Source organism: Thermoleptolyngbya sp. C42_A2020_037 (assembly GCF_015272455.1).
In the GTDB taxonomy this organism is placed as follows: Bacteria; Cyanobacteriota; Cyanobacteriia; order Elainellales; family Elainellaceae; genus Thermoleptolyngbya.
In genome coordinates, this window is record NZ_JACYLP010000032.1 from 190,332 (window position 1) to 204,450 (window position 14,119).

Sequence of the window (14,119 nt, forward strand, 5' to 3'; positions counted from 1 at the left end):
CGAGGGAGGGTCAGTTCAAAAGACGCTAAAGAATCAGCTAGAGGAATCCGCTAGCAGAGTCCTTAGACCGTCTGTAAAGCGCCGCTGATTAGGGCAACTCGCACAGCATCCAATAGCGATTGAGCGTGGCCATTGTTTCAGCAAAGTTTGTGAACGTAACGGGCTTCAAAATATAACCCGCCACGTTCAGATTGTAAGCTTCAACCCGATCCTTATCCTGGTTGGAAGTCGTCAGCACGATGACTGGCGTTTTTCTCAATTCCGGATCGGTTCTTAGCTCATGCAAAAACTCAATTCCGCTCATTTTGGGCATATTTAGATCCAGCAAAATAAGCCGACGAGTCGGCGGCACGATGGCTGGATTGCCACCCTCGCTTCGCAGCATTGAAAGGGCTTCGATTCCGTTCGTCGCAACGTACAGTGGGTTGGTGATGTTGTTTTTCTTGAACGCTCGACGGACGTTCATGACATCCGCTTCGTCATCTTCTACGAGGAGAATGTTAATCACACGCTCTTGAACTTGCATAGCTCGTGACACACTAAACTAACTCTTAGAAATCTCTAGATTTTTCTATTCAAAAGTCTTTTAACAGAAGTGAAACCCATTGCAAAGCTGCAAACATAGTTTCGTAAAATAATTCGGAGGTGAACCCCCTCTTTTTTGATTTTCAGAAAAGCTTCTTGTTAAAGAAAGCTTCTAACTTGAAACCCTCTCGACACTCTGGTGAGGCTTTGACAGACCAAAGATTTTGACAGGGTAAAGTCTGGATACCTAGCTCCTTCTAACCCATCGCCCTCTAAGACCCTGAAGAACGTTGAAATCTGGAGAACTTTGACTAAACCTTACTGAACTAGTGGTTTAATGCCTGACCCACCTCCCCAAAGCCTGAGAAATCCGTTAATTTCCTAAACTTTTGACGAGTTTAGCCAGTATAAGAAGGAATTTGAACTAGCAGCACTCCATCTCTAACCTGTAGGCGAGTCAGGCTAGTGAGGAGCGATCGCCATTCATGCGCGACTCGAAATAAACTCGATATCACACCGCCCTTTCATTATTAAGCACTCCATCATTCAGCAACCCGCTCTATCAGCATTCCGTCCATCAGTAATGGGCATTTCCGAAGTCTGCTGAAAACTGCTGCACATCCGGGGGCGATGCGACTGCTGCGAAGGGCACAGCGCTCAAGAGCAGCACAGTCTTAACTCAGAAGGTTTGCGCTTTTGGAAAATCAGTGCAACCTAGGGATAAAGCCACACTAGCCAAAAGCAGCAAGCCTTTACTACCATAGCTAAATTTTATATAAGCGATGATATCTCTGCCGTCATCCTAGGGTTAGAGTTTTTTATTTATGAGGGGACAGTATCCAAATGCACCTGCCGCAATTAACCCGGATTCCTGAAGGAGTCATGACTTTCGGACGTGTCAGCACCAAGCCCAATGCCCTGTAAGGTAGTCAGGGCTAGACATGTAGTGCTTCTAAGCGCTTCTAAAACGCTTCTAAACAGCTATTTATTCCAGGTAAAGTAGAAGGTCGTGCCTGCGCCCTCTTCCGAATCTAGGCGAATCGTCCCTCCTTCTGTTTCTACGATGCGCTTTACGATAGAAAGCCCCACGCCCGTACTCTCCTTCACATCACGGGCCTGGAGCGTTTGAAAAATCATGAAAATCTTGCGGTGATATTCCGGCGCAATGCCTGGGCCGTCGTCTGCTACGGAAAACTCGTAGCGATCGCCCAAATCTCTGACTCCGATTCGCACTTGCCCATCCGTCCGGTCGTGATGCTTGACCGCGTTGCTGATCAGGTTGGCAAAGACCTGTCGCAGGGGCAGCCGCTTGGTAATCAAGGTCGGCAGGTCGGGCGGGATCGTAATGGTGAACGTGTCGGGTGGGTCGATAGAATCAATGACCTCGTCAAGCAGCACTGACAGGGATACACGCTCCACTGGAGACTCCACACGCCCAACGCGGGAATATTCCAGCAGCCCGTTGATCAGCGCTTCCATACGATGCACGCGCCCCCGTAGCAGGTGAAGCTGCTGCTGGTTTTCTGGGGGCAGTTGTCCCGACAGGTCTTCCTCGATCCACTCTGAGAGGTTGGCGATCGCCCGCAGGGGAGCCTTCAAATCATGAGACGCAACGTAGGCAAATTGTTCCAACTCGCGGTTGCAATCTTCCAGCATTTCGTTCGTTTCGGCTAGATCCTGAGTCAGGCGATCCAGTTCATCCGCCCGCGCTTTGAGTTTGGCTTCCGTTTCCAAAAACTGGGTAATGTCGCGAATAATCGCAATCCGCCGATCTTCAAACTGAATCTCGCTCAGGGAAATCTCTAGGGGAAACTGGGAACCATCTCGTCGTTGCCCGATGACTTGGTGCGGCTGTCCCGGCTGAATTCGCGCAAGTGCATGATTTCCCATCCCATCAGACCCGGCAACCCCAACCCCTACAACCTCAGATTCCCTAGCCTCAGATTCCGCAGCCTCAGACTCCGCAGCCTCAGACCCCGAAACCTCAGATTCCGTAACCTCGGACTCACCAGCCTCAGAACCGGGGAACTCAGGATCAATAACTACGAAACCCGCAGATGTAGAATCCAGGGTTTCTAAATCGACTGCCTCTTCAGAATTTGCTGCTTCCGATTCGGAATTTGCAGCTTCTGAACGGGTCGCCTCGGAATTTGCAGCCTCCGGAGGGACCGCCCCCAAACTGGTCACCTCCGAACTGGTCGTCTGAGAGGTTGCAGCTTCTGAACGGGTCGCCTCAGAGATCAGCGACTCCTGCGGGGCTAGCAGCACGTCTAGCGGCCGCCCTTCGACCTCGTGCGCCTGGTAGCCAAACAGTTGCTCTGCTGCGGCGTTGAAAATCTCGATTTCGTCGTGTTCATCTAGCGTTACCACGCCATCTACCACGTTGCCTACAATTGCCTGAAGCAGCAGTCTGCTCTCTTTCAGCAGTTGCTCTCGGCTCCGCAGGTCGCGGTCAAGCTGGCGAAACAGGTATACTGCCGCTGTGGATGCCATCAGGCTCAGCCCAGCGGTCAACCCAATAATGCTGGAAGTCGTGTTCAGCAGTCGAGAACGCTTGACAGTATAGTCATTGAGTCGTCTCTGCTCTCGTGCTTGCAACTGGGCTACGAATTCTCGTGCCTCATCAACCGTGTCTTTCCCTTCGTCTAGCAAGCCGATGAATGAAGGAGCGGTAATTGGAACGTTGGGCTGAGTGGTCAACATACTGACGGTGTCGTCCAGTAGCCCCATGCTGCGGTCTACCAGTTGTTCCATCTGAACAATATCGACACGGCGGCGATCGCGCTCTGCCTCAGGAACCCCGTACTGATAGCTTGCCTCCAACCGATTCAGGCTCTCATCTAGGCTCGCTTTGGCGCGTTCGTAGGGCGCAAGATAGCTGGTGTTGCGCGTAATGCCATAGCCCCGTACCCCTGTTTCCGCATTGAGCAGGTCAATCAGCACGTTGTCAGTGGCAGTAATCACGTCTCGCGTCGCCTCGATCTGCCGTCGAATGCTGCCCAGCGTATTCATCGACCAAACCCAAGACCCAAGGGCGATCGCCAGACAGGTTGCCGGAATCGCGGCGATCGCGGCTCCTCGATAGGCAACTGGCAACCTCGACCAATTGATAAAAACTTGCCGATTGAGTTCTGAAACCTGCTCCTTACCGCGCCTCATGCTGTTCCTTTTAGGTTCATAGCTGCTGAGGCTGAGACAGATTCTCAGAGAGTCCAGCGGCTATCAATTCCCTTCCTCAGATTGCAACTATTCTTAATCTTGGCAGTTTAATGGATTCCCTACGCTATGCCTTGGGGGGTATCTTTTTCATCCTGTGCAAATTTAGTCTCTCTCTGCTGACGGATGACGAGGATGAACGTTGCAAACCATAATGCTGCCTATCTTGCAGTTTGGAACGAAAAATCCAGACTTGGCATTCAAGCCAAAGATCTTAGGTTATCAAGTCAAGTGCCGAGGTTGCCTACAGCGTTATCTCCGAATCGATTAGCTTCTCTGAGATGACTGATCTAAGCAAGCTTTTCTAGCGGGTCTAGATACTTGTCTAGGGAGAGGCTGCTTGATGTTTCAGGCAGATTTCTCGTACTAACCTCGATCGAATCTCTAGGCGTATACGGCGTTTAATCATCACAGTAATCATCAAGAATTGTGGCACTGAAAACTATGGCCCCAGAGCAGGACGGTATGCAAACAGACGCAACGAATGAAATTAGCGTAACGCTGATCGAAGACCACGACCTCACCCGCGTAGGCTTGCGGGCGGCGCTCCAGCGGCAAGCAGGAATTCGAGTGTTGGGCGAAGCGGCAAATGCGTCCAATGGACTGCAAATGCTGCAAGAGGTTCGACCAGACGTGGCGATTGTCGATATTGGGCTGCCGGATATGGACGGGATTGAACTAACCCGTAAGTTTCGAGAGCAGCAGAGCGGGCTGGAAGACGGGCGCAAGACGAAGGTGCTGATTCTCACCATGCACGACAGCGAAGAGTCGGTGCTGGCAGCATTTGCGGCAGGAGCCGATTCCTACTGCATGAAGGACATCAGCATCGACAAGCTGGCAGAAGCGCTGCACGCAACCCACGGCGGCAATTCCTGGATCGACCCAACCATTGCGGGCATTGTATTGCGCCAGATGCGGCAAGCCGTTCCTGACAATATGGGCGTGGAAACGAAGACGGTCACGATTAGTGCCGTAAAGCCGGAAGTGGAGCAACTGCTAGAAAATTCTCCACTCACCGAGCGGGAACTGGAAATTCTGGAGCTAATTGTGGCGGGCTACAGCAATGCGGCGATCGCCGAGCAGTTGTTCATCACGGTGGGCACGGTCAAAACCCACGTCCGCAACATTCTCAATAAGCTCTGTGCTGATGACCGCACCCAGGCGGCGGTGCTGGCGCTGCGCTCTGGGCTGATTAGCTAGGCAAGGTTCACAGGGGACGAGTTTTGTCTATCTGGAGAGGGATTCGGGCGATCGCCCCCAAGGCGATACAATCCACCCAGACGCAGTTTACAAAACTTAATTCAAGCCTATGTCCCCTAATGCCTCCAACTCTCGTCTGCCGCTGGGCATTCGTCGTCGCGACCTGCTGCTAGGCACTTTGGCGGCGGGCTTCGCGGTGGCCGTGCGCCCCATCTCGGCTGAAACCATTACCACCAGCGATGCGGGTCTGACGGCTGGGTTTGTCTCGGTTCCCGTGGGCGATCGCGACATTCCCGCTTATCGAGCCATGCCCAGCACGGGCACAGGCTTTCCCGTTGTGTTGGTGGTGCAAGAGATTTTTGGCATCCATGCCTATATTCAGGACGTATGCCGTCGGCTGGCAAACCTGGGCTATTTGGCGATCGCCCCCAGTCTGTTCGAGCGCCAGGGCGACGTGACGCAGCTTCCCAATATCGACGCGATTCGGCCCATCGTGGCCCAGGTGCCCGATGCTCAGGTCATGTCTGACCTGGATGCGACCGCCGCCTGGACAGCCACCGCTGGCGGCGATCCGACCCGACTGGGCATCACGGGCTTTTGTTGGGGCGGGCGCATCACCTGGCTCTATGCCGCTCACAATCCCCAACTCAAGGCGGGCGTTGCCTGGTATGGTCGTCTGGTGGGCACGCCGACCGAGCTACAGCCCCAATTCCCGGTGGATGTGGCGGCAGACATCAAGGCTCCTGTGTTAGGACTGTACGGCGAAAAGGACGACGGCATTCCGCTGGACAGCGTGGAACAAATGAAGTCTGCACTCAAGGCCGCCAACGCGCCCAGCGAAATTATCATCTATCCCGAAGCGCCCCACGGCTTCCATGCCGACTATCGCCCCACCTATCGCCCCGAAGCAGCGGCCGATGGCTGGCAGCGAATGCAGGACTGGTTTAGGCAGCATGGGGTCATCTAGCACGGGGGCATTCAGTAAAACGGCTCAGGATTGCTAAAGCGATAGGTTTGGCGATTAGATAAGGGTAGGATGGAAGTTTCTGTCCTATCCTTTGTGATTTGATTGCTGGACGAACAACTTTGGATGATTCCACTCTAAACGGAGGCGGCTGGCAGCCAGCGTTGGCCTCGCCGCAGAGCAAATTTTTTGAAAATTCGTCAGACTGGCGCTGGCCCTTCTGGCCCCTCGTGCCGCTCTATCCCTACGGCAATCGGCGCACCCTGCGAACCGAGATTGTGAAAGATACAGTCTGGACGTTTGACCAAGTCCAGGGCATTTTTTATGTAGTGGTGCCGATTCGGATGACGGTGGTGCGACTGGTCGCGGGCGGGCTGCTGGTCTACGCGCCGATCGCCCCCACTGGAGAATGTGTGCGTCTGCTGCGGGAGCTAGAAGCACAACACGGCCCAGTGAAGTACATCATTTTGCCCACGGTATCGGGCATCGAGCATAAGGTGTTTGTCGGGCCGTTTGCGCGGCAGTTCCGTGCGGCCCAGGTGTTTGTCGCGCCGCATCAGTGGAGCTTTCCGCTCAATCTGCCGCTGAGCTGGCTTGGCTTGCCGCTGGGCCGGACACAGCCCTTGCCCAAGACTCCACAAGATGCGCCCTTTGCCGATGAGTTTGACTATGCCGTGCTGGGGCCGATTCATCTGGGCGTTGGCCCGTTTGAGGAAGTGGCGTTTTTTCATCGGCGATCGCACTCCCTCCTGCTCACCGATTCCATTGTCTCGATTCCTGCTGAGCCGCCGCCTGTGGTGCAGCTTGACCCATTTCCGCTGCTGTTCCATGCCCGCGATCGCGCTTCGGAAGTCCCCGAAGACACACCCGCCAACCGCCTCAAGGGCTGGCGGCGAATTGCGCTATTTGCCTTTTACTTTAGCCCCGGAGCGCTGGAGGTGCCGCCCTGGGGTGAGGTGTTTGCAGAGGCAACCCAGGTGGGCGATCGCTCTCGGCGCAACTATTTCGGACTCTATCCTTTTCGCTGGAAACCCGGCTGGGAACAGTCCTTTGATGCCTTGCGCCAAGATGGACGGCTACTCGTTGCCCCCATTCTGCAAAAGCTCATCCTCAACCGTGCCCCCCAGGAAACCCTGGATTGGGCGGCCAGAGTTGCAGGCTGGGACTTTCACCGCATTCTGCCCTGCCATCTAGACGCGCCGCTACTGGCAGACTCGCGCCAGTTTCGCCGTGCCTTTACATTTCTAGAAAAGCCGCTCCCGACAGCGGGCACGCCATCGGCTGCCCTGCCCGAAGCGGATTTGGAGCTTCTGAACCGCCTGGATAATGGATTCAGCCGCCGGGGTATCTTGCCTGCTGCCAAGGAACCCGTTTGAAGCTTTAGGGGTCAGGTGCTAAATTCCAACGGCTGGAGAGTAGCTTGGTTTGAACACCTCGCCCTTCCAAGCTCTAAAACCTGACCCCCAGTTGATATCGGCTGCTAATTGATATCGGCTGCTCATCTACTGCGCGGCGGCGGCACGGGCAGCGGTTGCCTCATCGGGATGAATGCCGAGACGAGTCAGGTTAATCCGGCCGCGCTGGTCGATCTCGCGCACTTTCACAATCACCTCATCGCCAACAGCGACTTCATCTTCGACCTTGCCCACGCGATAATCCGCCAGTTGCGAAATGTGGATCATGCCCTCTTTGCCAGGGAGGAATTCCACAAATGCCCCAATGGGGATGATGCGTGTCACCTTACCCACATAGACATCGCCCGCGCTGAGCTTGCGGGTCATGCCTTCGATAATGGCGCGAGCAGCCTTGGCCTTTTCGCCATCGATCGCGGAGATGGTGACGGTGCCATCGTCTTCGATATCCACCTTGGCTCCCGTTTGCTCGGTGATGCCCTTGATGGTCTTGCCGCCGGGGCCAATCACCATGCCGATAAATTCGGGGTCAATCTTGATCGTCAGCAGGCGCGGCGCATAGGGCGACAGTTCTGCACGGGGCTTGTCGATGGCGGCTAGCATTTTTTCAAGGATGTGCAGTCGGGCGGCGCGGGCCTGGTTGATCGCATCCGCCACGACGGAGACGGGCAGCCCCGTAATCTTCATGTCCATTTGCAGCGCCGTGATGCCCGTGTCGGTGCCCGCCACCTTGAAGTCCATGTCGCCAAGGAAGTCTTCGATGCCCTGAATGTCGGTCAGGATGCGGACTTCATCTCCTTCTTTGATCAGCCCCATAGCGGCTCCGCTGACGGGCTTGGAAATGGGTACGCCCGCATCCATCAGCGCCAGGGTGGAGCCACAGACCGACCCCATTGAGGTGGAGCCGTTGGAAGATAGCACTTCGGATACGACGCGGATCACGTAGGGGAAGTCCGATTTTTCGGGCAAAACTGGCACCAGCGCCCGCTCTGCCAGGGCTCCGTGGCCGATTTCGCGGCGGCCGGGCGATCGCATCGGTTTTGTTTCCCCAACCGAATAGGGCGGCATGTTGTAGTGGTGCATGTAGCGCTTTTCTTCATCAGGGTGCAGGTCGTCCATTTCCTGCGCGTCGCCTGGGGTGCCCAGCGTCACCACCGACAACACCTGGGTTAGCTCTCGCTGAAACAGGGCGCTGCCGTGAACCCGGCTGGGCAAAACCCCTGTGCGGCAGCTAATCTTGCGGACTTCATCCAGCTTGCGCCCGTCTACGCGCACCCCGTCTTCGATAATCTGCTTCCGCATCAGCTTCTTAGTAAAGCTCTTGAACACGGTGGGCAGGGCTTTGGGGTTGGCCTCCGCCGCCATGCGGATGGGGCTATCTTCGGGCATTTCCGCGATTTCAGCGGCAACGGCGGCTTTCACTTCGTCTAGTTTTTCGTCACGCTCGCCCTTCGTGTATTCAAAGTGCGTCAGGATTTCTTTGATCGCTTGCGTGGTGCGATCGCCAATAAAATCTTCTAGCGTAGAATCGACCTCTGGCTCCGCTTCTTTCACCAGTTCGATGCCCAGTTCCTTGATCAGGTCAAGCTGCGCCTGAATCAGGTCGCGCACTGCTTCATAGCCAAAGTCAATCGCCTCGATCATGTCCTGCTCTGGAAGCTGGTTTGCACCTGCTTCCACCATGATCACGCCTTCAGGCGAACCTGCGACCACCAGATCCAGATCACCCTCCTCAATCTCTTTGTAGGTGGGGTTGATAATAAAGTCGTCGCCAATTAGCCCGACACGCACCGCCGCCATTGGGCCATTGAAGGGAATCTTGGCCAGCAGCGTGGCGATTGAAGCACCCGTGACGGCCAGCACATCGGGCGGCACTCGCTCATCCATCGACATCGTAGTGGCCACAACCTGAATGTCGTCCCGCAACCAGCCGGGAAACAGGGGGCGCAGGGGGCGATCGATTAATCGACTCACGAGCGTTGCCTTTTCAGGGGGCCGCCCCTCCCGTCTCAAAAAACCACCCGGAATCCGCCCCGCTGCGTAGAGTCTCTCTTCGTAATCGACCAGCAGCGGCAAAAAGTCGATTCCCTCTCGCGCTGAGGCACGGGTCGCGGTCACAAATACGGCGGTATCTTCTGACTGCACGAGCACTGCGCCGCCTGCCTGGGGAGCCAATAGCCCCACCTTCAGCCGAATATCCCTGCCATCGAAGGATATCGACTTGTCAATTTCGTCGAACATGAAGCGATGTTTCCTTTTACTTGCCTGACTTTTTTCTTTCTCTCGCAATCGTAGCGCAATCCCAGCAGGGATGAACGTTGCCGCTTGCTAACGCAAATATCCGTTTCAATCTGTTGCAGTTTTCTTTGCAAATGAAGCTGCGATCGCCCTTAGTCCGCATCTCCCGCCCTTGTAAAACAGCGCCCTATTCATCATCATTTTCAGCTTTGCAAATCCTCTAAATCTGGTTTTAGGAACCAGGATCAGCAGGTTCTTGAGGGCATTATTCGACTGCAAGGGAGCAAGCTGAGAGACCTTTCAACCCGCAAGGCGATCGCTTCTTTTGAGGCTCCATCCTGGGAATCTTGCTTGCCAATCAGCATCTCACGGTCAACCCGTCTCAACTCAGCCATCCGCCCTATCCAGTCAGACAAAGATCAAGCAAAATCGCGATCGCAGTTTGGATTTTTAGAGCGACTTGTTGCCAGATCCATAGGGGGAATGTGAGGGTTGCTTTCACAGCAGATTCAGCGTTAGGTCTTAAAGGAGAGTCGGGCAAATTGAAGCGATGGGTCGAATCATTGTGAGAATTTGTATGCTGCATCACCTTGATCCACCAGATCAAAAAAGCCAGCCCGTGATTCTCATCACCAGATTCGGATCAATGAAAAAATGCAAGTTAGTCTTTTTGTACTGCAAGACAGAGGCTTTTGAGGTTCGTGGTTTTCAGAATTTCTTTAGAAGTTTAGTGGCAAAATGTAGCGGATCGACACAATATGTCGCGGGCAGACTTTGCCCTTTCCTGAGTAGGTTTCTTAATCAGCCCTGGTTTACAGATTTGTTGCGATCGCCCGCTTGCCCATATTTGGAAATACTCAGGGCGATCGCCCCCTTGTTAAATCAAGATTTTTGCACGATCCACTTTGCGATTTCCAGAATTCGTAGGATAATTCAGGAAATAGTTTAGGTTTAAAGCTGCCCTTCTTCGCCGTCCATTTCTTTCCAAGAACACGCAGATTCTCATATTGCGGATGTCCTCTAGAGAGAAATAGCCTGGGTTTAAATAGCCCCAAGAAGCGTCGATTTTTTTTGGGTTTTAACCTGACTAAACCTGAGCCTCGGTTCTGTCTAAAAACATGGAAAACTCGTATTCAACGAGTGAGGAGACTTATGGAATCACTAGCATATATTCATGCTGCGGTTGCCTACGAAGACCCGAATCCGGCTCCTGAACTTCAGGTAAGCCTGGAAATTCCTAGCTCGGTCTGGCTAGGAACCCTCTCTACCGCAGTCGTCGTGTCTGCTGTTGGCGGCGTTGCGCCAGAAGCCCAAGCGGTGGTTCGCTTTGGCGACACCTGTGCCCAAGTGGGCGATGTGCAGGGCGCTCTCGCTTCGGCAGGCTTCAGCCCCGGCTCCATCGACAGCGTTTTTGGCTCCAATACGCTGTCTGCCGTCAGACGATTTCAGTTGTCGAAAGGGCTTTCTGTAGATGGCGTAGTCGGCCCAGCCACTGCCAGCAGCCTTGGTCTGAGCGGTTCAATTTACAACGTGGGCGTTAGCTGCGGTGTTGGTGGCCCTGGCGATCCTGGCGGGCCAGATTTCGTCAGAGTGTCCACCAATGGCAGCCCCTTGACCGTCCGCAACGGCCCAGGCACTGGGTTTGCGCCCATCGACTATCTGTCCAACGGCACGGTGGTTCGCGTGGTGGGTTCCTCTGGCGGCTGGTATAACATCTCAGGCGGCGGCTGGATCTCACGAGACTGGACCGTCGAGAGCAGTGGTGGCGGTGGCGGCGGTGGCGGCGGTGGCATCGGCAACTACTTTGTCTCCACCAACGGTGGTACGCTGCTGGTTCGCAACGGCCCGGGCACTGGGTTTGCCATTATTGATGAGTTGTTTAATGGAACCTCGGTCACCATCGTCGAGGTATCAGGCGGCTGGGGTCGGTTGTCTGGCGGCGGCTGGGTGTCGATGGACTGGCTGAGTGCTGGCGGTAGCGGTGGCGGCGGTGGCGGCGGTGGCGGCGGCACCGGCAACTACTTTGTCTCCACCAACGGCGGCACGCTGCTGGTTCGCAATGGCCCCGGCACGGGTTTTGCCATTATTGATGAACTGTTTAACGGAACCTCGGTCACCATCGTCGAGGTATCAGGCGGCTGGGGTCGGTTGTCTGGCGGCGGCTGGGTGTCGATGGACTGGCTGAGTGCTGGCGGTAGCGGTGGCGGCGGTGGCGGCGGTGGCGGCGGCACCGGCAACTACTTTGTCTCCACCAACGGCGGCACGTTGATTGTTCGGAGTGGCCCTGGCCCTGGCTATTTGGATATCGACGAAATCGCCAATGGTACCTATATCGATATTGTGGAGATCTTTGGCGGCTGGGGTCGCCTGGCCGATGGCGGCTGGGTATCGATGGATTGGGTCGCTTTCGACTAGGCCCGCGCTAGAGACTCTGTTCTTTTAAGGTAAGGGGTGTAGAACTCAGGTTCTATGCTCCTTTTTTATTCAGACAGCATCAGAGACGGATTTCTTGAAGACTTTCAATCACGCTGCTGGCTCCTGCCAGGCCGGATACAGCAGCCGGATTTCGGGCAATGCCAATACATCCGGCCGCTCGAGCGGCGATCGCCAACTGCACATCCGCTTGTGAATCACCCACGACCAGCGTTTGTCCTGGCAACACGCCTAATTTCCCGCAAACCTGTTCCAGCAAAATCGGATCGGGCTTGCTCGGCCCCTCATCGGTTCCCTGACACACCTGCAAATAGGGCGTGAGTTCGTAGCGGTCGGCAAAGTCCACCACCTGAGCCGTTGTATCCGACGACAAAATCGCTAGCTTTAGACCCGCGGCCGCCAGTCTTTGCAGCGTTTCTGCCCCGTCTTCATAGCAGGGCGTATGATCGGCCTTGCGTGAAAAAGACTGATCCGCCTCTAGAAACGCCGACTGTACTAAAGCCAGCGACTCTAGCCAGCCGCGCCCCGTTTCCGCAACGTAGGCGGCGGCTGCAATCTCGTTCTCGCGGCGGGTGCCCACGGCCATCAATCCAGCCGGATTTAACTGATCCCCGTCCAGTCCAAAGGCAAGCTGGAGGGGGCTTTCCACGCCGGGAACGCGGGCATCAATCAAGCGCGATCGCCGCTGGGCCAGCATCCGCAGAAAATGTGCTGAATCTGCCAGCGTGCCGTCCTTATCAAAGACCATCGCCTGCACGTCTGAAAACATCACCGAACCACACCAAATCAGCATCCTTGCCCCAAAAGCACACCCATTGCGTCAGTCCTAACAAACAAAAAGGAGGGACAACCCCTCCTCAGTCAGAAGCGTCTCCATCTGAAACGCCAACGATTAACATGTTGTAATCAACTTATTCGTCCTACTGCACTGAGCCTCTAGTCTCAAGCGGTAGGACTCCAAACGCTAGACGCTTACTCAGCAGCCAGCAGCACTTCCTCAACCTCGTAGTCTGCTGTCTCTGGAAGCCCAGCATCAGCCGACTGCGCGGGCTGGAGCTTCTGCTCTCGCCAGCGGGCAGCCATCTCCTCTGCCTTCTCGTAAACCACATCGGGGTTTTTCACCATGTCACCCGGTTCGGGTTCAAGCTGCTTGGTAGACAGCGAAATCCGGCCCCGCTCGGCATCTAGGTCAATAATCATGACCTTCACTTCGTCATTTTGATTAAAGACGCTATGCGGCGTGTCGATGTGGTCGTGAGAGATTTCGGAAATGTGCAGTAGACCGCTGACCCCGCCGATGTCGATGAACGCACCGTAGGGCTTTAGACCGCGCACCGTGCCGACCACCACTTCGCCCACTTCTAGGCGATTCATCTTGCGCTCCACCAGGGCGCGGCGGTGACTCAGCACCAGACGGTTGCGCTCTTCGTCCACTTCCAAAAACTTCAGGGGCAGTTCTTCGCCCACCAGGTCTTCCTTGGGCTTGCGGGTGCTGATGTGGGAGCCTGGAATAAAGCCGCGTAGCCCTTCAATCCGCACCAAGGCACCGCCCCGGTTGGTCGCAAACACGGCAGAGCGAACCGTTGCGTCTTCTGCCTGAAGCTGACGAACACGCTCCCACGCCCGCATATACTCAATCCGACGAATAGACAGCGTTAGCTGGCCTTCTTCGTTTTCGTCGGTGAGGATATAAAACTCGCGGGTTTCGTTGGATTGCAATACCTCATCCGGCGTATCGATGCGGTTGATCGACATCTCCTGGATGGGGATGTAGGCGGCCGTTTTAGCGCCAATGTCAATCAGAGCGCCCCTCGGCTCTAAACTAAACACCGTCCCCGCCACAATATCACCGGGGCTAAAGTGATAGTCATACTGGTCGAGAAGAGCGGCAAAGTCTTCGTGCGTAAAACCAATGTCTACTTTTTCCTGATTGACCATGCTAATCGTTTCCTAGTGTTCGTCTCCGTAGTTTTTGTTGGGCCGACATTCTCCTTAAGCTAATGCACAACATGCCTGACCGCCGCTGGCACGAGCTAGCGCTGGACTGACAGATGTACACCCAAAGGGGCGTAACCAGATACTCCAAGATTCTGCGTTTTAGACGCTGCCATTCTAGCCGCCTTCTATTGTA

General features: G+C 55.1%; 9 protein-coding genes. 4 read left to right on the forward strand and 5 right to left on the reverse strand.

The window, feature by feature from the left end:
• Positions 1-88: 88 nt before the first annotated feature.
• Both IGS16_RS10430 and IGS16_RS10435 read right to left on the reverse strand, forming a co-directional pair.
• Positions 89-526 carry a response regulator gene (locus IGS16_RS10430; protein ID WP_297085298.1) on the reverse strand — a complete coding sequence of 146 codons (438 nt, stop codon included), beginning with the start codon at positions 524-526 and terminating at the stop codon, positions 89-91.
• 980 nt (positions 527-1,506) lie between these two features.
• Entirely contained in the window at positions 1,507-3,684 is a 2,178-nt protein-coding gene (locus tag IGS16_RS10435; RefSeq protein WP_297085299.1) for an ATP-binding protein, read from the reverse strand.
• A gap of 522 nt (positions 3,685-4,206) precedes the next feature.
• Between IGS16_RS10435 and IGS16_RS10440 the strand changes: the two genes are divergently transcribed.
• From IGS16_RS10440 to IGS16_RS10450, 3 genes are all read left to right on the forward strand, one after another.
• On the forward strand, positions 4,207-4,941 hold the full coding sequence (locus IGS16_RS10440; protein ID WP_297085300.1) for a response regulator transcription factor: 735 nt from the start codon (positions 4,207-4,209) through the stop codon (positions 4,939-4,941).
• A gap of 109 nt (positions 4,942-5,050) precedes the next feature.
• Positions 5,051-5,908, forward strand: a complete 858-nt coding sequence (locus IGS16_RS10445; RefSeq protein WP_297085301.1) for a dienelactone hydrolase family protein — start codon at positions 5,051-5,053, stop codon at positions 5,906-5,908.
• Between the two features lie 161 nt (positions 5,909-6,069).
• Positions 6,070-7,281 (forward strand): DUF4336 domain-containing protein, encoded by a 1,212-nt coding sequence (locus IGS16_RS10450; protein WP_297085351.1) that lies wholly within the window; start codon positions 6,070-6,072, stop codon positions 7,279-7,281.
• 126 nt (positions 7,282-7,407) lie between these two features.
• On the opposite strand, the gene IGS16_RS10455 is transcribed toward IGS16_RS10450, so the two are convergent.
• Positions 7,408-9,558 (reverse strand): polyribonucleotide nucleotidyltransferase, encoded by a 2,151-nt coding sequence (locus tag IGS16_RS10455; protein ID WP_297085302.1) that lies wholly within the window; start codon positions 9,556-9,558, stop codon positions 7,408-7,410.
• Between the two features lie 1,149 nt (positions 9,559-10,707).
• Between IGS16_RS10455 and IGS16_RS10460 the strand changes: the two genes are divergently transcribed.
• On the forward strand, positions 10,708-11,970 hold the full coding sequence (locus IGS16_RS10460; RefSeq protein WP_297085303.1) for an SH3 domain-containing protein: 1,263 nt from the start codon (positions 10,708-10,710) through the stop codon (positions 11,968-11,970).
• Positions 11,971-12,049: 79 nt separating this feature from the next.
• Here IGS16_RS10460 and IGS16_RS10465 read toward each other — a convergent pair whose 3' ends face one another.
• Complete coding sequence (locus IGS16_RS10465; RefSeq protein ID WP_297085304.1) at positions 12,050-12,781, reverse strand: HAD family hydrolase; 732 nt, start codon at positions 12,779-12,781, stop codon at positions 12,050-12,052.
• 179 nt (positions 12,782-12,960) lie between these two features.
• On the reverse strand, positions 12,961-13,926 hold the full coding sequence (locus tag IGS16_RS10470; RefSeq protein ID WP_068509274.1) for a 30S ribosomal protein S1: 966 nt from the start codon (positions 13,924-13,926) through the stop codon (positions 12,961-12,963).
• Positions 13,927-14,119 lie beyond the last annotated feature (193 nt).